The 21,885-nt window shown below is 66.6% G+C and carries 18 protein-coding genes; 3 read left to right on the plus strand and 15 right to left on the minus strand.

The annotated features are described in order from the left end of the window. Positions 1-276 precede the first annotated feature (276 nt). The 3 genes from aroA to LOC56_RS02015 are packed head-to-tail and all read left to right on the plus strand — an operon-like array spanning position 277 to position 6,621. Positions 277-3,348, plus strand: a complete 3,072-nt coding sequence (gene aroA / locus LOC56_RS02005) for a 3-phosphoshikimate 1-carboxyvinyltransferase (protein WP_229949994.1) — start codon at positions 277-279, stop codon at positions 3,346-3,348. Next, the gene (locus LOC56_RS02010) at positions 3,345-4,601 is read left to right on the plus strand and encodes an acyl-CoA dehydrogenase family protein (protein ID WP_229949996.1); all 1,257 of its coding nucleotides are present in this window, start codon (positions 3,345-3,347) and stop codon (positions 4,599-4,601) included. The genes aroA and LOC56_RS02010 overlap by 4 nt, the downstream gene beginning before the upstream one ends. Positions 4,602-4,608: 7 nt before the next feature. Next, positions 4,609-6,621, plus strand: coding sequence for an oxidoreductase (locus LOC56_RS02015; RefSeq protein WP_229949997.1), 2,013 nt, complete (start codon positions 4,609-4,611; stop codon positions 6,619-6,621). Positions 6,622-6,695: 74 nt separating this feature from the next. Here LOC56_RS02015 and tuf read toward each other — a convergent pair whose 3' ends face one another. From tuf to LOC56_RS02090, 15 genes are all read right to left on the minus strand, one after another. After that, positions 6,696-7,886: an elongation factor Tu gene (tuf, locus tag LOC56_RS02020; RefSeq protein ID WP_227918747.1), complete on the minus strand. Its 1,191-nt coding sequence runs from the start codon at positions 7,884-7,886 to the stop codon at positions 6,696-6,698. Positions 7,887-8,105: 219 nt separating this feature from the next. After that, a complete protein-coding gene (fusA, locus tag LOC56_RS02025; RefSeq protein WP_229949999.1) occupies positions 8,106-10,220 on the minus strand; it encodes an elongation factor G in 2,115 nt (704 codons plus the stop codon). A 110-nt stretch (positions 10,221-10,330) separates the two neighbouring features. Beyond that, positions 10,331-10,801 carry a 30S ribosomal protein S7 gene (gene rpsG / locus LOC56_RS02030; RefSeq protein WP_146361062.1) on the minus strand — a complete coding sequence of 157 codons (471 nt, stop codon included), beginning with the start codon at positions 10,799-10,801 and terminating at the stop codon, positions 10,331-10,333. A gap of 1 nt (position 10,802) precedes the next feature. Then, positions 10,803-11,177, minus strand: a complete 375-nt coding sequence (gene rpsL / locus LOC56_RS02035) for a 30S ribosomal protein S12 (protein ID WP_146361060.1) — start codon at positions 11,175-11,177, stop codon at positions 10,803-10,805. A gap of 341 nt (positions 11,178-11,518) precedes the next feature. Then, positions 11,519-12,301 carry an IclR family transcriptional regulator domain-containing protein gene (locus LOC56_RS02040; protein ID WP_229950001.1) on the minus strand — a complete coding sequence of 261 codons (783 nt, stop codon included), beginning with the start codon at positions 12,299-12,301 and terminating at the stop codon, positions 11,519-11,521. A gap of 20 nt (positions 12,302-12,321) precedes the next feature. After that, on the minus strand, positions 12,322-12,987 hold the full coding sequence (locus LOC56_RS02045) for a 3-oxoacid CoA-transferase subunit B (protein WP_229950003.1): 666 nt from the start codon (positions 12,985-12,987) through the stop codon (positions 12,322-12,324). After that, entirely contained in the window at positions 12,984-13,667 is a 684-nt protein-coding gene (locus LOC56_RS02050; RefSeq protein WP_229950005.1) for a 3-oxoacid CoA-transferase subunit A, read from the minus strand. The genes LOC56_RS02045 and LOC56_RS02050 overlap by 4 nt, the downstream gene beginning before the upstream one ends. A gap of 32 nt (positions 13,668-13,699) precedes the next feature. Continuing rightward, a complete protein-coding gene (locus LOC56_RS02055; protein WP_229950007.1) occupies positions 13,700-14,899 on the minus strand; it encodes a thiolase family protein in 1,200 nt (399 codons plus the stop codon). Positions 14,900-14,958: 59 nt separating this feature from the next. Further along, positions 14,959-15,315: a 4-carboxymuconolactone decarboxylase gene (gene pcaC / locus LOC56_RS02060; RefSeq protein ID WP_229950024.1), complete on the minus strand. Its 357-nt coding sequence runs from the start codon at positions 15,313-15,315 to the stop codon at positions 14,959-14,961. A gap of 52 nt (positions 15,316-15,367) precedes the next feature. After that, a complete protein-coding gene (locus tag LOC56_RS02065; protein WP_229950010.1) occupies positions 15,368-16,180 on the minus strand; it encodes an alpha/beta fold hydrolase in 813 nt (270 codons plus the stop codon). Further along, positions 16,177-17,592, minus strand: coding sequence for a lyase family protein (locus tag LOC56_RS02070; protein WP_229950015.1), 1,416 nt, complete (start codon positions 17,590-17,592; stop codon positions 16,177-16,179). Before LOC56_RS02070 ends, LOC56_RS02065 begins: the two co-directional genes overlap by 4 nt. 2 nt (positions 17,593-17,594) lie before the next feature. Further along, the gene (gene pcaG, locus LOC56_RS02075) at positions 17,595-18,161 is read right to left on the minus strand and encodes a protocatechuate 3,4-dioxygenase subunit alpha (RefSeq protein WP_229950017.1); all 567 of its coding nucleotides are present in this window, start codon (positions 18,159-18,161) and stop codon (positions 17,595-17,597) included. Beyond that, positions 18,161-18,985: a protocatechuate 3,4-dioxygenase subunit beta gene (pcaH, locus tag LOC56_RS02080; RefSeq protein WP_442860043.1), complete on the minus strand. Its 825-nt coding sequence runs from the start codon at positions 18,983-18,985 to the stop codon at positions 18,161-18,163. Before pcaH ends, pcaG begins: the two co-directional genes overlap by 1 nt. 115 nt (positions 18,986-19,100) lie before the next feature. Next, on the minus strand, positions 19,101-20,297 hold the full coding sequence (locus tag LOC56_RS02085; protein ID WP_229950018.1) for a 4-hydroxybenzoate 3-monooxygenase: 1,197 nt from the start codon (positions 20,295-20,297) through the stop codon (positions 19,101-19,103). Between the two features lie 130 nt (positions 20,298-20,427). Continuing rightward, entirely contained in the window at positions 20,428-21,708 is a 1,281-nt protein-coding gene (locus LOC56_RS02090; protein WP_229950020.1) for an MFS transporter, read from the minus strand. Positions 21,709-21,885: the final 177 nt, after the last annotated feature.

Consider the following 21,885-nt stretch of genomic DNA (forward strand, 5'->3'; position numbering starts at 1 on the left):
GGTAACCGGTCGATCCCGGTGTACATCATTCCGTGCCGGCCGCGCCCAGGCATCCTGTGCAGGAATAGTCCCCGGATGCCCGCGCCACAGGGCAGGCCAAGGGGCACCGCCGGATCCCCGTCCGCCCCGGCCGGTGGCGCAGCGGGCCCCGGCGGAAATGTCCCCCGCCTGCCGATCTGCGGCAAAGGCTGTTCCAGCCCGGATAACGAACTGGTAGCGTCGGCGCACGAGGGGGCAGGGGGAAGGCACCATACGAACGGAAAGGGCCATGGGGCCATGTATCTTTCGGTCCTTGGAACGCACTCCGGCATCACCGGAACCGTGCAGGTTCCCAACTCCAAATACCACGCACATCGGGCGCTGATACTGGCTTCCCTCGCTCCGGGCACCAGCCGGATTTCCGGTCTGACCGATGCCCGCCACGTGCAGTACACGGTGGCTGCGCTCCGGCAGCTCGGTACGGGAATAGAGGTGCAGGATGACACCTTTATTGTCCACGGCGGGCCGTACCGCCCACGGCGTGCCACTGTCTCCGCCGGCAGCTCGGGAACCACGCTGTACTTCATGGCCGGACTCGCCGCGCTGGGGACACGCGACGTCGTCGTCACCGGGCAGAAATACTTCCAGCGCCGTCCCATCGGTGCCTTGTTGGCGGCCCTCCGCGAGATGGGTGTGGACATCGCCTCGAACGGCGGCTGCCCTCCCCTGCAGGTTGCCCACGGCCGGCCGCGCGGCGGTGAAGTCCATATCTCCGGGACCCTCTCACAGTGGATTTCCGGCCTGCTGCTGCTGGCGCCGTTTGCCCGCTCCGAAACCACGGTGCTGGTGGAGGGCCCGCAGAATGAAACCAGCTATGTGGAACTGACCCTCGCCATGATGGCTCGCTTCGGATTGCAGGTGGAGCCATCCGAGGACCTCAGGCGCTTCCGCATCCCGGCGGACCAGCAGGCAGTCCCCGCCGACCTGCGGCTGCCCCCGGATATCGGGTCGGCTGCCTTCGGACTCGCGGCGGCGGCCCTGCATCCGGCAGATATTTCCCTGGCCGGGCTGACTACCACCTCCTCAACCGGATCCGACCATCCCGAGGCTGACTTCCTGGACCTGGCGGCGCAGATGGGAGTGCCCATGGACTACGACCAGGCAGCCGGCGCGGTGAAGGTCCGCCATCAGGGCCTGGACCTGCAACCCGTGGACGTCGACTGCCGCCGGGTGCCGGACATGCTTCCGGTGCTGTCCGTAATGGCATGCCTCGCCAGGGGCCGGAGCATTTTCCGCAACATTGACCATGTGCGGATGAAGGAGTCCGATCGGGTGGCCGCCATGCTGCAGCTGAACTCCATGGGCGCGGACCTCACCGTGGAGGGCTCTACCTTGGCGATCCGCGGAGTCGGCAGCCTGGGCGGGGCGGATCTCTCCTCCTTTAATGACCACCGGGTCCTGATGTCCCTGGCGGTGGCGGCTTCCGCCGCAGAAGGACGCAGTACGCTCACTTATCCAAACGCCTACCGCATTTCCTACCCCGAATATCTGGCGGCCATGACCACGTTCGGGCTGCACATGAAGGTCGAGGACGGCGTGCTCCAGCGTCCCCGCCCCAGCCGCCCGGCCCGGACCGCACGCGGAAGCCGCCCCCGGAGCATTTCCGGACCGGCCGCAGTGGAGGCGGCAGCGGCCGTCACCGGTCCGGACTGGGTGCGGCGCTGGGCTGCGGAACGAACCAATGAAACAGCGGTGGTCGACGGCGGCCCGCAGGTATCGGGGCACCTCACCTGGTCCGAACTCGACACGCAGGCCGACCGCGTCGCCGCAGCACTGCTTGAGTTGGGGGTGCGGCCGGGTGACCGGGTGGCTTTCCAGCTCCCCAACCGAAGCGAGTTCGTAATCCTCACCGCGGCTGTCCTGCGCCTGGGCGCCGTCGCCGCGCCCGTGATGCCGATCTTCCGGGAACGGGAGGTGGCGCTGGCACTGCACCGCGCCGGTGCCCGCGTCTTCGTCGCCGTGGAGGAGTTCCGCGGACGCCGTCCGGCGGAGGAACTGGCCGGGCTGCTGCAGCGCACGGACCGAACCGATGCGCTGCCCGCCCCCCGGCTGGCGGATGTGATCGTGCTACCCGATGCCGGGTCGTCCCGCCCCCTCCCCTCCGTAGCCGGCGGCCCGCGGTTCCACGACTGGGACGAGGTCCTGAGCCGCGCGAACCCCGCGGCTGTGCCCCCTCCCGGTGCTGCACCAACCGCCGGGGATCCTGCGCAGTTGCTTTTCACATCCGGCACCTCCGGGGAACCCAAGGGGGTGGTTCACCGCCATGGGACGCTTAGCCGCGCTGCGGCCATGGAGGCGGCGCATCTGGGCCTCACCAGCGACGACGCCGTCTTCATCCCGTCGCCCCTGGCCCACCAGACCGGTTTCCTGTACGGAATGTGGCTCTCGTTCGTACTCGGCTGCCCGCAGATCCTGCAGCCGGTCTGGGACGCGGAACGGGCCGTGAAACTCATGCGCGGGTGGCGTGCCACCTTCGTCCAGGCAGCCACCCCGTTCCTCACCGACCTGGTTGCCGCCGTGGACGCGGGAACCACCGCTCCGCCCAGCCTGCGCATCTTCGTCGCGACAGGTGCCGCCGTCCCCCGGCACCTCGCCGAGCGTGCCACACGCGTCCTGGGTGCGGGCATCTGCGGTGCGTTTGGAACCACCGAAACCTGCCTGGCCACCCTGGCGTCCCCCGGAGATGAACCGGTAAAGGTGTGGGGCACCGACGGGCGGGCACTGGAGGGGGTGCGGGCCCGGATTGTCGACGACGACGGCCTCCTCCTGCCGCCCGGAGTGGAGGGTAACTTCGAACTTCTCAGTCCCACCGTCTTTGACGGCTACCTTGACCGTCCGGACCTGACCAAGGAAGTCTTGACCGAAGACGGCTGGTACCGCACGGGAGACACCGCCATCCTTGATGATGCGGGGTACCTGCGCATCACCGGACGCGTTCGCGACATTATCAACCGCGGAGGGGAGAAAATCCCGGTGGCAGAGATCGAGCAGCTCCTCTACCGCCATCCCGCCGTACGGGATGTTGCCCTGGCCGCCATGCCCGATGATCGGCTGGGCGAGCGGGCCTGCGCCTTTGTTGTCCCGGCTGAAGGGACGCGCCCGCAGCTGGCGGATCTCACCGGGTTCCTCGACCGGCACAGCGTCGCCAGGCATTACTGGCCCGAACGCCTCGAACTGGTTGATGCACTCCCCCGCAATGCAGTGGGCAAGGTGCAAAAGTTCCTGCTGCGGGACACGGCCCGCAGCTTCCCCGCCGCCGGTGGCGGCGCACCGCCGGCACCGGGCACACCGGATCGGAGCAGCCAGTGAGCACTGCAGCCATCGCAGCCGACGGACGGGGCAGCAGCATCCCGGACCACGAATACAGAGACCTGCTCGCGTCCGTTACCGAGTGGGTCACGGGCCCCGGCGAGGAATGGGCCGACCGCATCGAAACCGGCGGCACCGTGCCCGACGCCCTGTGGAAGGAACTCCGCGAGGCCGGATTCCTTTCCCTGGCGGCACCGGCGGAACTCGGCGGCCGGGGGCTGAGCTTTGTCCAGTGGATGGGCCTGATGGAAGTCTTCTCCCGTTCACACGCCTCGGTCCGCATGATCGTGCACGTGGTCAACGGCACCTGGCGTGCCATGAATCCGCATGCCGACGAGGCGCAGCGAAGGAAGTTCGTCCTCCCGTCCGTGGCGGGAGACCTGGTTGTTGCTTTCACCCTGACGGAACCGGGCAACGGTACGGGAGCGGACATCACCTCACGTGTCCGGCGGGTCGGTGACACCTATTACCTCACCGGCCGCAAGCATCTGATCACCTTCGGTGTGCGCTGCGACTACTGGCTGCTTTTTGCCCGGTTGGAAGGCACCTCCGGCAGCGCCGGAACGGTGGCGCTGCTGGTGGACCGGCATGCACCCGGCGTCGAGGTGGAAGACACCTCGCAGACCATGGGGGTCCGCGGCACCGACCATGCCTCCCTGGCTTTTCGAGATACTCCCGTCCCCGTTGCCAACCGCCTCGGAGCGGAGGGAGACGGACTCGCCGTTGCCCTCGGCGGCTTCCTCACCCCCAGCCGGATCTCCGTGGCGATGAGCTGCGTGGGGCTGGCCCAACGCGCCCAGCAGCTCGCAGTCGACCATGCCCTGGAGCGCACCACCTTCGGGAAACCGCTCGCCGCGCGGCAGGCCATCGCCTTTGCCCTGGCGGAGAACGCCGCCGATATCGAGGCCGCCCGCGCCTTGACCCTGCATGCAGCCTCGGCCTGGCAGGACCGTGTTCCCGATGCCGGGTCCCTGTCCTCCATGGCCAAGCTGACCGCAGTAGACATGCTCACCCGGGTAACGGACAAGGCCCTGCAGGTCCACGGCGGCATCGGGTACTGGAAGACCGCACCCATCGAACGGGTATACCGCGACGCGCGGGCGCAGCGCTTCGAAGAAGGGACAAATGAGATCCAGAAAACGGTGATTGCCCGCGGCATCTTCCGCCAGGCACAGGGCGCGAAGGCCGACGCCGCACTGCCCCGTCCCGATCCGTCTCCCGATCCGTCTGCGGCACCCGCCGCCCGCTCCTGACGCCGGCATGCTGGACCGGGTCTTCTCCCCCGTTTCCATTGGGCGGCTGCAGCTGGACCACCGGATCGTTATGGGTTCAATGCACCTGAACCGGGAGGACGACCCCCGCGCGCTGGCCGCGTTCTATGGCGAACGGGCGGCCGCCGGCGCCGGGCTGATCGTCACGGGCGGCGCGGCAGTGAACCGCGCCGGCGCCGGCGGACCCAACTACCTGCTGGTCAATGAGCCCGAAGCCGCCGCCCGGGTCTCCCCGATGCTCGATGCGGTGCATGGTGCGGGCGGCAGGCTCGCCCTTCAGCTGTTCCACGCGGGACGCTACGCCCGGGAAAGCACATACGGCCTGCGTCCGGCCGCGCCGTCGGAGGTGTATTCGGACTTTTCACGCACGCTTCCCCGCGCGCTCACTCCGGGGCAGATCGAGGACACGCTTGCCGACTTCGCTGCGGGCGCCGCTGCCGCCCGCGCCCTGGGCTTCGATGCCGTGGAGATCATGGGCTCCGAAGGTTACCTGATCAACCAGTTCGCCTCGCCCCTGACCAACCTGCGCCGGGACCGTTGGGGCGGGGACCCGAACCGCCGGCAGGCGTTTCCGCTCGCGGTGCTGCAGGCGGTCCGGGACGCGGTCGGGCCCGGCTATCCGGTCATCTACCGGACATCGGGAGCCGACTTCGTCACCGGATCGAGCTCCCGCGAGGAATCGGCGGCCCTGGCGGTGGCACTGGCCCGGGAGGGGGCCGATGCGGTCAACATCGGCATCGGCTGGCACGAGTCCGGGGTGCCCTCCGTGCAGGGCATGGTTCCGCACGGCCGCTGGATGGAAATTGCAGGGGGAATCCGTGCGGCGCTGGCGGCTGCGGGAGTGCCCGTTCCCGTGATCGGCAGCAACCGGATCAATTCACTGGAGCTTGCGGAGCGTGCCCTGGCCGCCGGACATGCGGACCTGGTTTCAATGGCCCGCCCTTTCCTCGCCGACCCGGCGATCGTGGCCAAGACCCGGCGCGGCGAATCGAACCTCGTCAACACCTGCATCGCCTGCAACGAGGCCTGCATCGACCGTTCCCTGGGCGCAGAACCAGTCTCCTGCCTGGTCAACCCGCGGGCCGGCCGTGAAACAGAATTTCCGCTTTCGCTACGGCCGCCCCGGCGGCGGGTCAGTGCCCCCGCCCGGGTCGCCGTGGTGGGAGCCGGTCCGGCGGGGATGCAGGCTGCCGCAACGGTGGCGCAGGCGGGATATCCGGTGGACCTCTATGAACAGGACAGCTCCATCGGCGGGCAGTTCCGGCTGGCCGGCAAGGTGCCGGGCAAGGCAGACTTCCTGCAGACCATCCGGTACTTCACCCATGAACTCGCGCGGCTCGGCGTCCGCGTCCTGACCGGCACCGCCCCCGAAGCCGCGCAATTGGCCCGCTATGCACACGTACTTCTGGCCACCGGTGTCCGGCCCCGAACCGTTCGTCTGCCGGGCATGGGCCTGCTCCCTGTGCTGGATTACCGGCAGGTCTTCGCGGCCCCGGCACAGCTGGGGCCCCGGGTAGTCATCATCGGTGCCGGCGGCATTGCCGTGGACCTTTCACTCCTGCTGGCGGACGCAGGGGCGGACGGCCCGGCGGCCGGCGGTCCCCGGGACGTAACCATAATGCGCCGGGGGTCCCGGATCGGTCACGGCATCGGCCCGTCCACCCGGTGGGCCGTGCTGCAGGAAATCCGGGCTGCCGGTGTCCGGGCCCTGGCCGGGACCACGCCGCTGGAAGTGACCCCACTGGGGCTTCGGGTCCGGAACCCGGACGGCACGACGGCACTCCTGCCGGCTGATGCCGTCGTCCTGGCTGCCGGGCAGGTCCCGCACAACCCGCTCCGGTTCCAACTGGACGCACTCGGCATCCCCTGTACGGTCATCGGCGGCGCCCTGGACGCCTCGGGCCTGAACGCGGTCCGTGCCTTCGAACAGGGGCTGGCGGCGGGCACCACCGTGGCCCGCTTACTCGACCCAGCACGAGCCGGAGGGCGGACCCGGGCTTAAAAGCAGCAGGGCCCCGCTGCCATAAGCAACGGGGCCCTGCTAAGAACCGATGAGGTTCAGGCTAAACCATCAAATTACTTGATGATCTTGGTGACGCGGCCTGATCCAACGGTGCGGCCGCCTTCGCGGATAGCGAAGCCGAGGCCCTCTTCCATAGCGATCGGCTGGATGAGCTCAACGGTCATCTCAGTGTTATCGCCGGGCATAACCATTTCAGTGCCCTCGGGGAGGGTGATGACGCCGGTTACGTCCGTGGTACGGAAGTAGAACTGCGGGCGGTAGTTCGAGTAGAACGGGTTGTGGCGTCCGCCTTCATCCTTGGACAGGATGTAGACGTTGGCTTCGAAGTCGGTGTGCGGGGTAATGGAACCCGGCTTTACGACAACCTGGCCACGCTCTACGTCTTCGCGCTTGATACCGCGGAGCAGCAGGCCACAGTTCTCGCCGGCCCATGCTTCGTCAAGCTGCTTGTGGAACATCTCGATACCGGTAACCGTGGTCTTCTGGACCGGACGGATGCCGACGATCTCGACCTCGGAGTTGATGGCGAGGGTACCGCGCTCGGCGCGGCCCGTGACGACGGTTCCACGACCGGTGATCGTGAAGACGTCCTCGATCGGCATCAGGAACGGCTTGTCCTTGTCGCGAACGGGGTCCGGCACGTTGTTGTCAACGGCTTCCATGAGCTCTTCGACGGCTGCAACCCACTTGGGGTCGCCTTCGAGAGCCTTGAGGCCGGAAACGCGGACGACGGGAGCGTTGTCGCCGTCGAAGTCCTGGGAGCTCAGCAGTTCGCGAACTTCCATTTCCACGAGGTCGAGCAGTTCTTCGTCGTCAACCATGTCGGACTTGTTCAGTGCGACCAGCAGGTAGGGAACGCCAACCTGGCGGGCGAGCAGAACGTGCTCGCGGGTCTGTGCCATCGGACCGTCGGTAGCGGCAACCACGAGGATTGCGCCGTCCATCTGAGCTGCACCAGTGATCATGTTCTTGATGTAGTCAGCGTGGCCGGGGGCGTCTACGTGTGCGTAGTGGCGCTTCTCGGTCTGGTACTCGATGTGCGAGATGTTGATGGTGATGCCGCGCTGGCGCTCTTCAGGTGCAGAGTCGATAGCAGCGAAATCGCGCTTTTCATTCAGATCAGGGTACTTGTCAGCAAGCACCTTCGAAATGGCAGCGGTCAACGTCGTCTTTCCATGGTCAACGTGACCAATGGTGCCGATGTTGACGTGCGGCTTAGTCCGCTCGAACTTTGCCTTCGCCACGGGTTCCTCCTAGAGAGTTAGAAGACTCAATCTCCAGCCGCGCTTTTCGCAACTGAAACTGATGTAAGTCTACTTGGGGCTGTTTATTTGATGAAATTGCCGATTTCCGCAGCAGCCTCGCAAGGCCGCTCAGTCTGGCTATGCGCCCGGTCCGGGCCGAAGCCCGGACCGACCGCACACGGTGGGTGGCCCGGCGTAAACCGGTCCACCCTCCAAGTTTTACTCGCCGCGCGTCTTCTGGATGATCTCGTCGGCAACTGCCTTCGGGACCTCGGCGTAGCTGTTGAAGGACATGGAGTACACGGCGCGGCCCTGGGTCTTCGACCGCAGGTCGCCGATGTAGCCGAACATGCCGGACAGCGGGACGTGTGCCCGGATGACCTTTACGCCGGCTGCATCTTCCATGGACTGCATCTGGCCGCGACGGGAGTTGATGTCACCGATAACTTCACCCATGTATTCCTCAGGGGTGCGGACTTCAACATCCATCAGCGGTTCGAGCAGGACAGGGCTTGCCATACGTGCGGCTTCCTTGAAAGCCTGCCGTCCGGCAATCTTGAACGCCATTTCCGAGGAGTCGACGTCGTGGTACGCGCCGTCAAGCAGCGTGGCCTTGATGCCGACAACCGGGTAACCGGCGAGCACACCGTCAGTAAGCGCGCTCTGGATACCCTGGTCAACGCTGGGGATGTATTCGCGCGGAACGCGACCACCGGTGACCTTGTTCTCGAATTCGTAGAACGTGCCGTCGGACGTATCCAGCGGCTCGATGGCGATCTGGATCTTAGCGAACTGACCCGAACCACCGGTCTGCTTCTTGTGCGTGTAGTCATGCTTCGCGACTGCACGGCGGATCGTTTCGCGGTAGGCAACCTGGGGCTTGCCCACGTTTGCCTCGACGCGGAACTCGCGGCGCATGCGGTCCACCAGGATGTCCAGGTGGAGCTCGCCCATGCCGGCGATGATGGTCTGACCGGTGTCCTCGTCGAGGGAGACCTGGAAGGTCGGGTCCTCTTCGGAGAGCTTCTGGATGGCCGTGGAGAGCTTCTCCTGGTCACCCTTGGTCTTCGGCTCGATGGCCACGGAAATCACGGGCTCCGGGAAGCTCATGGATTCCAGCACGATCGGCTCCTGAAGGTCGCACAGGGTATCGCCCGTGGTGGTGTCCTTCAGGCCGATGGCGGCGTAAATGTGGCCCGTCGTGATTTCCTCGACCGGGTTTTCCTTGTTGGCGTGCATCTGGAAGAGCTTTCCGATGCGCTCCTTCTTCTGCTTGGTCGCGTTCATGACCTGGGCGCCGGAAGCAGCGTGACCGGAGTACACGCGGATGTAGGTCAGACGGCCGAAGAACGGGTGCGTCACAACCTTGAATGCCAGAGCCGAGAACGGAGCGTTGGCATCAGCGGCGCGTTCGAGGATGACCTCTTCGTCGCGGATGTCGTGGCCCTTGATGTTCGGGACGTCAAGCGGGCTGGGCAGGTAGTCAACGACGGCGTCCAGCATCGGCTGCACACCGCGGTTCTTGAAGGCAGAGCCACACAGAACCGGGTAGACCTCGGAGTTGATGGTCAGCTTACGAATGCCGGCCTTCAGCTCGGCAATGCTGATCTCTTCGCCTTCGAGGTACTTGTTCATCAGTTCGTCGCTGGCTTCAGCAACCATCTCAATGAGCTGTGCGCGGTACTCTTCGGCCTTTTCCTGCAGGTCTGCGGGGATGGGCTCGATTTCGTACTTGGCGCCCATGGTCACGTCACCCTTGGCGTCGCCGCGCCAGGTGAGTGCACGCATTTCGAGGAGGTCAACGACGCCTTCGAATTCGCTTTCGGAGCCGATCGGCAACTGGAGGACCAGCGGCTTGGCGCCGAGGCGGTTGATGATCGTGTCTACGGTGAAGTAGAAGTCAGCGCCCAGCTTGTCCATCTTGTTGACGAAGCAGATACGCGGAACGTCGTACTTGTCGGCCTGGCGCCAGACAGTCTCGGACTGCGGCTCAACGCCTTCCTTGCCGTCGAAGACAGCAACGGCGCCGTCGAGGACGCGCAGGGACCGCTCAACCTCGACAGTGAAGTCAACGTGACCCGGGGTGTCGATGATGTTGATCTGGTTGTTGTCCCAGTAACACGTGGTAGCTGCGGAGGTGATGGTGATGCCCCGCTCCTGCTCCTGTGCCATCCAGTCCATCGTGGACGCACCGTCGTGGGTCTCGCCGATCTTGTGGTTGACACCCGTGTAGAACAGGATGCGCTCAGTGGTGGTTGTCTTGCCGGCATCAATGTGGGCCATGATGCCGATGTTGCGGACCTTATTCAGGTCGGTAAGCACGTCAAGTGCCACGGTTTCTCCCTTTTTTGGTTGCTTCCGTCAACGGCGCTTATCCGGCTGAAGCCCTGCGGCCCGCAAATGCGGGCCACAGGGCCTTCAACGGCTGCCGTCAGCTTGGCGTATTACCAGCGGTAGTGGGCGAAGGCCTTGTTGGACTCGGCCATCTTGTGGGTGTCCTCGCGGCGCTTCACAGCTGCACCAAGACCGTTGGAAGCGTCCAGGATTTCGTTGCGCAGACGCTCAGTCATCGTCTTTTCGCGGCGGGCCTTGGAGTAGCCGACCAGCCAGCGCAGAGCCAGTGCAGTTGCACGGCCCGGCTTGACCTCGACCGGAACCTGGTAAGTAGCGCCGCCAACACGGCGGGACTTGACCTCAAGGCTCGGCTTGATGTTGTCCATGGCCTTCTTCAGGGCTGCAACCGGATCCTGTCCGGTCTTCTCCTGAGCGCCTGCAAGTGCACCGTAAACGATGCGCTCTGCGGTGGACTTCTTGCCGTCTACCAGAACCTTGTTGATCAGCTGCGTGACCAGCGGGGAGCCGTAGACGGGATCCAGTACGAGCGGCCGCTTGGGGGCCGGACCCTTGCGGGGCATATTACTTCTTCTCCATCTTCGCGCCGTAGCGGCTGCGAGCCTGCTTGCGGTTCTTGACACCCTGGGTATCGAGGGCACCGCGGACAATCTTGTAGCGGACACCGGGAAGGTCCTTCACACGACCGCCGCGCACCAGCACGATGGAGTGTTCCTGAAGGTTGTGACCCACACCGGGGATGTAAGCGGTTACTTCGATGCCGCCGTTGAGGCGGACACGTGCAACCTTACGCAGAGCCGAGTTCGGCTTCTTCGGGGTGGTGGTGTAAACGCGGGTGCAGACACCACGCCGCATCGGGCTGCCCTTGAGGGCAGGAGCCTTGGTCTTGGAGACCTTGGGTGAGCGGCCCTTGCGGACCAGCTGCTGAATCGTAGGCACTTTCGTGTTCTCCGTTTTTTCTCGAGATAATTCTCTGGTTGCCCCGCCCCGCTGCCGGCTGAAACCAACTAAAGGGGCGGCGCGCTTCAAGTCGTTGCCGCAATGCCCCGAGAAGTTCCGATATTCTCGCCGAAAGCGACCGTAGGCGTGCAAAAGTGTGGCATTCGTTGCGCAAGGACCCCGCAACCCGGAAACAGGCCCGCCCATTCCTTACGGAATGCATTCCTCCGAGTATCTCACCACGGAGGGCACGCGAGCGGCCTTCATCCACTGCCACACAAACAATTGGTTTTCAGTCTAGCAGACTTAACGGCTCCCGGACGAAAGTGCGAGCAGCGTCACTAGCTGCGGGCACTCAGGGCCGAGGTAATCGTGGCCGAAGCCTGCTGCAGGTGCGGCAGCACTCGTGCGGCCGCCTCTTCCAGAGTAAGCCCCATGGTCGCCTGCATCGACGTGTTCAGGGCCGCGACCACGTTTCCCCGCGGGTCCAGGACGGGAACGGCCACGGACCGCAGCCCCAGTTCCAGTTCCTGGTCCACGATGGCCCAGCCCTGTTCCCGTGCCCGCGCCACGAGGGTACGCAGCCGGTCCGGGTCCGTGACCGTGCGCTCCGTCAAGGGACTCAGGCTGGCTTTGGACAGGTAATCGTCGAACCTGTCTTCGGGGAGCCCTGCAAGCAGGACCCTGCCCATGGAGGTGGCGTAGGCCGGGAACCGGGTCCCCACGCTGATACCGACGGTCATCAGCCGCCGGGTATGGATCCGGGCAATGTAGACGATCTCGTCGCCGTCCAGCACCGATGCCGACGTCGACTCCGAGATTTCCCTGGACAGGTCCTCCAGCACCGGCTGTGCAAGCTGGGGCAGGGACTGTCCGGAGAGGTAGGAGTAACCCAGCTGCAGGACCAGGGCGGTCAGTTCGAAAGTCCGCCCGTCCGTGCGCACGTAGCCGAGTTCCACGAGGGTGAGCAGGAAGCGGCGGGCCGTGGCCCGGGTCAGTCCGGTTCGGCGCGAAACCTCGCTCAGGGTCATCTGCACGTGGTCGGCGTCGAAGGCCCGGATCACCGTCAGGCCGCGGGCCAGCGACTGTACGAACTGGTCGCTGGCCGATGCCGTCTCGCTCACATGTCCCCTTTTGTTGTCGGTTACTGCTGGCTGTCGGCCGCGGGGCGGATCAGCGGGATGTCCATCTTTGCCGCCAGCTCCTCGAACGTGGTTCCGAAGGTGTCGCGGACGTGGACGCCGTCCTCCTTCAGCAGGAAGACCGCTTCATTAGTGTAGACGCGGGTGACGCATCCGACGCCGGTCAGCGGGTAGCTACACTCCTTCACCAGTTTGCTGAGGCCTTCCTTGGTGAACAGCGACATCATGACGTAGACGTCCTTGGCACCGGTGGCCAGGTCCATGGCGCCGCCCACCGCCGGGATGGCGTCAGGAGCGCCGGTATGCCAGTTGGCCAGGTCCCCGGAGGCGGAGACCTGGAAGGCGCCCAGGACACACACGTCCAGGTGTCCGCCGCGCATGATCGCAAAGGAATCGGCATGGTGGAAGTAGGCGGCACCCGGCAGTTCGGTCACCGGAATCTTTCCGGCATTGATCAGGTCCGGGTCCACCTCTTCCCCGGTGGCTTCGGGGCCCATGCCCAGCATCCCGTTTTCGGTGTGCAGGGTGATGTTCTGCTCGGGCCGAAGGTAGTTGGAGACCAGGGTCGGCTGGCCGATGCCCAGGTTCACGAAGGACCCCGGGGCAATATCGGCCGCCACCAGCGCAGCGAGGTCGTTCTTGCCCAGCTTTTCGGTTCCGTTGCTCATGCTGCAGCCGGCGCTTTCTCCTGGTCCACGCGGACCAGGCTGTTGACGTAGATTCCCGGGGTGACCACGACTTCGGGGTCCATTTCTCCGATGTCCACGATTTCGCGGACCTGCACAATCGCGGTCTTCGCAGCGGCGGCCATGATCGGACCGAAGTTCCGGGCGGTCTTCCGGTAGACCAGGTTCCCTGCCTTATCGGCGCGCAGTGCCTTGACCAGCGCGAAGTCAGCGTGCAGCGGGGTTTCGAAGACATAGCCGCGGCCGTCGATCATCCGGGTTTCCTTGCCTTCGGCCAGCGGGGTGCCGTAGGCGGTGGGAGTAAAGAACCCGCCGATGCCCGCACCGGCGGCACGGATACGCTCGGCGAGGTTGCCCTGGGGCACCAGTTCCAGTTCTATCTCCCCGGCGCGGTACTTGGCGTCGAAGATCTGCGAGTCGGACTGACGCGGGAAGGAGCAGATGATCTTCTTCACCCGGCCGGCGCCGATCAGGGCGGCCAGGCCCTGTTCTCCGTTGCCGGCGTTGTTGTTGACCACGGTCAGGTCCTTGGCGCCCTGGCGCAGCAGCGCCTCGATGAGCTCCACGGGCTGTCCGGCCCGGCCGAACCCGCCGATCATGACGGTGGCGCCGTCGTGGATGGGCGCAACGGCCTCATCAACGTCCTGCACAATGTTGAGCACGGTTTTTCCTTACGTCTTCGGTTACTGGATTCTCAGTTGGCGTTTTCGAGCACGACGGCGAGGCCCTGGCCCACGCCGATGCAGATGGCGGCCACGCCCCAGCGCTCACCCGATTCCTGCAGCCGGCGGGCCAGCGTGCCGAGGATGCGGGTGCCGGAAGCGCCGAGCGGGTGGCCGATGCCGACGGCGCCGCCCCAGGCGTTGACGATGCCCGGGTCGACATCCCAGGCGTCCAGGCAGGCCAGGGACTGGGCTGCGAAGGCCTCGTTGAGTTCAATCGCGCCGACGTCGCTCCAGCTGATGCCGGCCCGCTTCAGCGCCGTGTTGGCCGCTTCCACCGGGGCGTAACCGAAGTACTGCGGCTCGTTGGCTGCGGCGCCGCGGCCGGCGATCCGGGCCAGCGGATCCAGGCCGAGGATGCCGGCGGCGTTTTCGCTGCCCAGCCAGGCAGCGGAGGCGCCGTCGTTCAGGGGGGAAGCGTTACCGGCGGTGACGGTGCCGCCGGAGACGTCCTCCGACGCCGGCCGGAACACGGTGCGCAGCGTGGCGAGCTTCTCGACCGTGGAGCCGGCGCGGATGCTTTCATCCCGGTCCAGGTCCACGCCGTCGACGGCGACCGTCAGGTTCGCGTATTTGCCCTCGTCCCACGCCTTTGCCGCGAGGGCGTGCGAGGCTGCGGCGAACGCATCCTGGCGTTCCCGCGTGATGCCGTACTTCTCGCGCAGCTGCTCGGTGGCCTCCCCCAGGGAGACGGTCCATTCCTTCGGCATGGCCGGGTTGACCAGCCGCCAGCCCAGCGTGGTGGAGGCCAGGGTCTGGTCTCCGGCCGGATACGGCTTCTCGTTCTTGGGCAGCACCCAGGGGGCGCGGCTCATGGACTCGACGCCGCCGATCAGCATCAGGTCCGCTTCACCGGTGTTGATCTGCCGTGAGGCGATCAGTGCCGCGTCGAGGGACGAGCCGCAGAGCCGGTTGACCGTGGTGCCCGGGATCGAGGTGGGCAGACCGGCCAGCAGGGTGGCCATCCGCGCGACGTTGCGGTTTTCCTCGCCGGCGCCGTTGGCGTTGCCGAAGACCACCTCGTCGATCCGCTCGGGGTCCAGGCCGGGCGCCCGGGACACGGAGGCCTTCAGGACCTGGGCGGCCAGGTCGTCAGGGCGGACGCCGGCGAGGGCTCCGCCGAATTTACCGAACGGGGTGCGGACTGCGTCGTAGATATAGGCCTGGTTCACCGGTGCTCCTTGAACTGGAAAGCGAAAACTGGAAATTGGCAGTCGGGACGGACTGAGGCTCAGGCTGCGGCGTCGATCTCGCGGAAGACGCCCTGGGCTACTTTGAAGGCGGAGTTGGCGGAGGGGACGCCGCAGTAGATGGCGGACTGCAGCACGATCTCCTTGATCTCGTCGCGGTCCAGGCCGTTGCGCAGCGCGGCCCGGACATGCATGGCGAACTCCTCCAGGTGGCCGTGGGCGATCAGCGCCGTCAGCGTGATGGCGCTGCGCATGGTGCGCGGCAGGCCGGGCCGGGTCCAGATGGTGCCCCAGGCGTACTGGGTGATCAGGTCCTGGAAGTCGGTGGTGAACTCGTCCTTGCCGGCGTTGGCGCGGTCCACATGCTCGCCGCCGAGGACCTCGCGGCGCACCGCCATGCCCTCGTTGTACACGTCCTGCCGGCTCTTGTTGGCGTCTGCGATCACTGCGTTATTTCCCTTCGAGGTACTGGGCGCCGAAGAAGTCCTTCAGCAGTTGTGCGGTAACGGCGGGCTGCTCCACCGGAACCAGGTGCGCGGCGTCGTCGACGACGGCGGCGGTTCCGTTGGCCACCCGGTCGGCAATGAGCTGCGCGAACGACGGCGGGGTGACGACGTCGTCGGCGCCGGCAACCGCGAGCACGGGGACCGTGATGTCCGGCAGCCGCCCGCGGACATCGAAGGTCGCCAGTGCCCGGCAGCAGAGGGCGTAGGAGAAGCGGTCCGCGTCCTGCAGCGAGTGGAGCAGGGCGGCGGCGGCAGCGGGCTCCCGGTCCATAAAGCCCGGGGCGAACCAGCGCTGCCCGGAGCCGACTACCTGGGTGGGCGTCCCCTGCACCCGCACCGTTTCGGCGCGTTCCTCCCAGGCTCCGGTTTCGCCGATCTTGGCACCGGAACAGAGGACGGCCACGCCGTCGAACAGCGACCCGTGGTCCAGGCCGAGCTGGAGTCCGACGGCGCCGCCCAGCGATACCCCGGCGTAAAAGACGGGGACGTCTGCGGGAATGTCTCCGGCATCGCGGGCTCCGGTGACCATCGCGGCGACGGCGGCGGCCAGGTCCGCAATGCTGAAGGATTCCCCTGCAGCGGGGCTCGCGCCGTGGCCGGGCAGGTCCCAGGCGATGACGGTGAAGGTGTCCAGAGCTGCGGCGGCCCGGCTCCACAACGGCAGAGACGCAGTGCCCAGCGACGGACCGGCGATCAGGACGGGGGCCGCGGGGCCGGCGTTGGAAAGGCGGGAGGCCTTAATTGCGGGAATGCTCATGCTGAGGGCTTTCCGGGGTAGGCCGCGGTGATCCGCTCAATGAGGGCGGTGGCCTCCCCTAGGTATTCGGCGGGGTCGAGGATGCTCTTGAGTTCCGTATCGGAAAGGACCTCCGGGGGGACCGCAGCGCGCAGCAGCTCTTCGAAGGGCTCGCCGGAGGACAGCGAGCGGGCCACCGTGTCGGCGATGATTTCCTTGCCGCGTCCGGGCACGCCGTCGTCGAGCAGCGGGGCGGCCACGGCCATGATTTTCTCGCTGACCACGAGCGGACCGGCGGATTCCAGGTTGCGGGTCAGTGCGTCCGGGTGGACCTGCAGGCCCTCGGCCAGTTCAGCCAGTTTGGCGGCCGCTCCCCCGGCGAGGCGCAGCAGGGAGCGCAGGGCCTGCCATTCCACGTGCCAGGAGCCGCTGGGGCGCTCGTCGTCCGCGGCGGCGGCAGCGGCGTTCAGCTGCATGCCGTAGCCCGGTGCTGTCAGGGCGGCACTGCGGATCAGGACGGACAGGACGGGGTTCTGCTTCTGCGGCATGGCGGAGGATCCCCCGCGTCCGGCGGCGCGGGGTTCGGAGACCTCGCCGATTTCCGGCCGGCTGAGCAGCAGGACGTCGTTGGCAACCTTCCCGGCCGCGGCGGTGAAGTCCTGCAGCGCAGCGCCGAGGGCGGTCACCGGCAGCCGGTTGGTCTGCCACGGTGCCAGGGGCTCGGCCAGGCCGAGGCCGCGTGCCAGGCGTGCGGTGAGGTCGAAGGCGGTGGGGCGCTCCGCCCCGGGGCCAGCGGAGCCGGCGGCCAGGGAAACCGCTGCAAGGGTTCCGGAGGCGCCGCCCCACTGCAGCTGGAGGTTGCCGGCGGCGGTACGCAGTCCCTGCGCGGCGCTGCCCACCCCGTGCAGCCACTGGGCGGCGCGCAGGCCGAAGGTGGAGGGCAGCGAGTGCTGGGTCAGGGTCCGGGCCACGCACAGGGTCGCGGCGTGGCGCCGGGCCGTAGCCCCCAGGGCATCGGCGGCCCGGTCGGCATCCGCCAGGATGACTTCCAGGGCGCGGCGGGCCATCAGCATCAGGGCGGTGTCCATGATGTCCTGGCTGGTGGCTCCGCGGTGGATGGCGGCCGCGGCCTTCGGCGAAGATTCCCGTGCCTGGGTCCGGAGGTCGGCCAGCAGCGGAATCACGGGATTGCCGCCGCCCTGCGCCCGCTCGGCGAGGGACGCGGCGTCGTACCGGGAGGCATCGCTGACGGCGGCGACCGCGGCAGGAGCCTCCGGATCGGCCAGACCGGCGGAGGCCAGCACGCGCACCCACTCGAGTTCCACGTCCAGGAGGGCCTGGAGCAGCTGTCGGTCTCCGGTCAGTTCCGCGACCGGCGTTCCAGCCCAGGCCGGGGAAAGCAGACCGTAGTCCGCACTGTCCGCTGCACCCACGGTTACGCCCCGGGGTAGGTGAGGAAAACGGTTTCGTCCTCGCCCTGCAGGCTGATGTTCCAGCGGAGTCCGCCGTCGGCTTCACGGGTGGCGATCAGCGTGCGCCGGCGGTCCTCCGGCAGCGAGGACAGCAGGGCGTCGCGGGCCAGCGCCTCTTCGTCGTCCGGCAGGTACATCCGGGTGTGCAGCTTGTTGAGCAGTCCGCGGGCAAAGATGACGAAGGAAATGAAAGGTGCAGATCCCTCTTCCGTGGGGCCGGGGTTGACCGTGGTGAAGGTGTAGTTGCCGGCATTGTCGACGGCGGTGCGGCCCCAGCCGGTGAAGGTGTAGCCGTCACGGACCAGCGATCCGGTCCGCTGCGGGATATTGCCGTCGGCGTCGGCCTGCCAGATTTCCAGCAGGGCATCCGGAATGGTTTCTCCGGCGCCGTCGGTCACGGTGCCCTGGAGGCGGACGCTGCCGGGCATGCCCGGGGGCAGCAGCTGGTTGTCCTTCTCAAAGGGGAGGGCGTAGCCGTAGAACGGTCCGATGGTTTGGCCGGGCGTGGCGGTTAGCTTCTGCTCACTCATTACTCTGCGTCCTCGTCTTCCATCCAGGTGCGGTTGCTGCCGGTGAGCACGATGTCCCAGTTGTAGCCGGTGGCCCACTCATGCGAGGTGATGTTGTGGTCGTACGTGGCCACGAGGCGGTCGCGTGCCTTGGTGTCGGTAATCGACTGGTAGATCGGGTCCAGCGCGAAAAGCGGATCCCCGGGGAAGTACATCTGCGTGATCATGCGCTGCGTGAAGTCGGTGCCGAAAAGCGAGAAGTGGATGTGCGCCGGCCGCCAGGCGTTGTAGTGGTTCTTCCACGGGTACGGACCGGGCTTGATGGTGGTGAACTCGTAGGAACCGTCGTCGGTGGTGATGCAGCGGCCGACGCCGGTGAAGTTCGGGTCCAGCGGAGCCGGGTGCTGGTCGCGCTTATGGATGTAGCGGCCGGCCGAGTTGGCCTGCCAGATTTCCACCAGCTGGTTGCGTACCGGGTGCCCGTCGCCGTCGAGGATGCGTCCGCGGACGATGATCCGCTCCCCCATCGGTTCCCCGTTGTGCTGGATGGTCAGGTCGCTCTCGAGCGCGTGGACGTCCTGGTGGCCGAAGGCCGGGGACCACAGTTCGATGGTTTCGGGGTCCACGTGGTGCGGATCCTTGGTGGGGTGGCGCAGGAGGGAACTGCGGTACGGCCGGAAGTCGATGCGGGGCTGGGTTTCCTCGGCGGCGCCGTCGTCCACCCCCTTGGAGTACTCGGCGTGGACCGCGGCGATTTCAGCGGAGATCTGGTCCTGCGACGCCTCGGCCGCGTCCAGCTTCTCGATGACATGGCTGTTCGAGAAAAGGTTCTCTTCCATTTCCATGGGTTTTCCTTTCAATGAAGCGCACCTTCGCGCTCCGGATTTCCAAGCATCCACGTGGTCGAGACCACGTTACACCGCCTGTTCGATGGATGTACAGATGTTCGTTATGCGAACGCTAGTCGTGCGGCCATCCCGTGTAGGCCTCGGCCAGGTACGCGCTGCCGTGCCGGGAGGAGACGACGCCGCTGAGCTCTCCCAGCGCACGCTTGCGCTCGAAGGGGCTGGCATCCGCCCGGGTATGCAGCATGGATGTCATCCAATAGGAGAAGTTCTGCGCACGCCAGACCCGCTGCAGTGCCTTGTCGCTGTAGCCGTCCAGCAGGTCAGGTGACTTGGTGGCGTAGAACGAGTCAATGGCCTCGAACAGGACTTTCACGTCGGCCAGGGCGAGATTGAGGCCCTTGGCGCCGGTAGGCGGAACCGTGTGCCCCGCGTCGCCCGCCAGGAACAGGTTGCCGTACCGCAGGGGTTCACACACGTAGCTGCGGAACTTCAGGACGGTCTTTTCAAAGATGGGGCCACGCGTCAGCTCGAAGCCGTCCGGGCCGTCGACCCGTGCCTGGAGTTCGTCCCAGATGCGGTCCTCGCTCCACGCGTCCGCATCCTCGTTCGGATCACACTGGAAGTACATCCGCTGGACGGAGTCGTTGCGCTGGCTGATCAGGGCAAAGCCGCGGTCGGAATTGGCATAAATCAGTTCCGGGGCACTGGGAGCGGCTTTGGTGAGGATGCCGAACCAGGCAAAGGGGTACTCGATGAAGTTATCCGTGCGCGCTTCCTTGGGGATGGAGCGCTTGCAGATTCCTCCGGAACCGTCGGAGCCCACCAGGATGTCGCAGTGGATTTCAAAGTCCCGCCCGCTGCTGTCGGTGAACAGGATCTTCGGGGTGTCGGTCGCCAGGTCCGTGACGGATGTTTCGCGCACTCCGTAGCGGACATCGCCGTGGTCCCGTTCGCGGGCAGCCGCCAGGTCGGTGAAGACCTCATTCTGCGGGTACAGCCACACGGACTCCCCCACCAGGTCTTCAAAATCGATCCGGTGGCTCTCACCGCCGAAGCGCAGGTCAATCCCCTCGTGGCGGTACCCCTCCGTAAGCACCCGGTTGCTTACCCCCGTGTCGGTCAGCATGCGGACGCTTCCGTGCTCCAGGATGCCGGCCCGGTGGGTGGTGCGGATGGTCTCGTGGTCCCGCTTCTCCACCACGATATTGTCGATGCCGGACTTCGACAGCAGGTGCGAAAGCATCAGTCCGGCGGGGCCGCCGCCCACTATGCCGACCTGCGTCTTGAGGATAGTGCGCTCTGCACCCATCTATTTCTCCCTTGAAAACTTTGTAACGGACACTACCTCCCAGTGTGACTGCCCGCACACGGGGAGCAGCAAAGTGATTCTCATTGAATGGGAAACGGCCGGTATCCGGCCCGCCATGGCTCGGTGCGTTTCACGGCCCGGCGGGCAGGGCCTCCGGCTCCGCGTGAAGCTCCGAAGGCAGCAGCGCACCCCGCCGGGGAACTCCTATCCGCAGCAGGAACACGCACTGGCCCAGTGCCACCGCCACGGCCAGCCAGAGGGTTGGCACAGCACCGACGATGCCCAGCAGCACCGCTCCGAGGACACCGCCCAGCACGACGGCGCCCTGGGTGAGGGTGCGGCGGGTGGACGAGACGCGGGCCAGGAGACCATCCGGGATCAGTGCGGTGGTCAGGGCCGAGCTGTTCACCATCATCAGGCCAAGCGCCAGGCCAAAGAGGGTGAAGGATACCCCGATGCTCAGCACCGCGAGATGCGGCCAGAGCGCTGTGAGCGGGACGAGCGCGAAGTTCAGCGGCATCATCAGCGCTGCCAGCAGCATTGCGCGGAGCGGGCCGATGGCCCGTCCGATACGCGGGGCCAGCACCGCACCGACGATGCCGCCCACGGCACTGACGGACCAGACGGCGCCGAAGACCGCCGGGTCCATTGCCAGATCGTGAAGGATGAACCAGGACTCGGCAGCCTGGTAGAGCCCGGCGGCAAAGTTGTTCGTGGCGGTAGTCATGATCAGTGCCAGCAGAACGCGATGACCGGCGATGAACCTGACCCCCGTCGCAACGGATTCCCGGATGCCCGGCCGATCCGTCTTCGGCGGGGCCGGGGTGTCCGGAGGCAGCCGGGCCAGTCCTGCGGCGGCGACCAGCTGTGTGGCTGCGCTTACGGTCAGCACTGCCGGTGCCGGCAGGAGCCGCACCAGAACCCCGCCGGCCGCAGGTCCGGCGAGGGACACCACCTGCTCGGACGCCATCAGCGAAGATGCGGCATCCGCAATGCGGTGCCGTCCCACCAGCCGCGGCAATACCGAGGTGTGGGCGGCCATAAAGAACACGTCGGCTATCCCGACCACCAGGATCACCAGCAGCAGCTGCCATGCCGCCAACCAGCCAAGGAAGAACGATGCAACGGCCCAGGCATAGGCTGCTGCACGCACCCAGGTCATGGCGAGCATGGTCCGCCGCTGCCCCCACCGGTCAACAGCCACCCCCGCTACCAGTCCGAAGAGCAACGGCCCGGCGCTGCTCAGGGGCGCGGCCAGCCCGGCCTCGAACGGGGTAGCGCCGAGCAAGGAGATCATTCCCACCGATACGGCAAACACGGCGACGTCACGGCCGGCGTGCACGGCCGTGGTGGCCAGCCACAGACCACGGAAAGCAGGCAGCGTCCAGACTCCTGCCTCAGATTTTGCCAATGTGTCCCCCGTTGTGCCGCGCCCGTTTGGTGCCGGTACGGAATTGCCGGTAACGGTCTCCGTGTGCTGCCGGCCCGGCACTACTATTGCCCGGAACCGGCCGTGGGGGGGGGCGCGCCCCCCCCCACCCGCCGGGGCGGGCGGGCCCACCGTCGGCGCGGGGGGGGTGGGGCCGCG

The organism is Arthrobacter sp. zg-Y179 (assembly GCF_020907345.1).
GTDB lineage: Bacteria > Actinomycetota > Actinomycetes > Actinomycetales > Micrococcaceae > Arthrobacter_B > Arthrobacter_B jinronghuae.

Excerpts from the sequence above, each read along its gene's own strand:
- LOC56_RS02085 (WP_229950018.1), bottom strand. The coding sequence starts at position 20,297 with ATGGGTGCAGAGCGCACTATCCTCAAGACGCAGGTCGGCATAGTGGGC.
- LOC56_RS02065 (WP_229950010.1), bottom strand. The coding sequence starts at position 16,180 with ATGAGCATTCCCGCAATTAAGGCCTCCCGCCTTTCCAACGCCGGCCCC.
- pcaC (WP_229950024.1), bottom strand. The coding sequence starts at position 15,315 with ATGGCGGTGCGCCGCGAGGTCCTCGGCGGCGAGCATGTGGACCGCGCC.
- LOC56_RS02015 (WP_229949997.1), top strand. The coding sequence starts at position 4,609 with ATGCTGGACCGGGTCTTCTCCCCCGTTTCCATTGGGCGGCTGCAGCTG.
- LOC56_RS02045 (WP_229950003.1), bottom strand. The coding sequence starts at position 12,987 with ATGAGCAACGGAACCGAAAAGCTGGGCAAGAACGACCTCGCTGCGCTG.
- pcaG (WP_229950017.1), bottom strand. The coding sequence starts at position 18,161 with ATGAGTGAGCAGAAGCTAACCGCCACGCCCGGCCAAACCATCGGACCG.
- pcaH (WP_442860043.1), bottom strand. The coding sequence starts at position 18,985 with ATGGAAATGGAAGAGAACCTTTTCTCGAACAGCCATGTCATCGAGAAG.
- aroA (WP_229949994.1), top strand. The coding sequence starts at position 277 with ATGTATCTTTCGGTCCTTGGAACGCACTCCGGCATCACCGGAACCGTG.
- rpsG (WP_146361062.1), bottom strand. The coding sequence starts at position 10,801 with ATGCCCCGCAAGGGTCCGGCCCCCAAGCGGCCGCTCGTACTGGATCCC.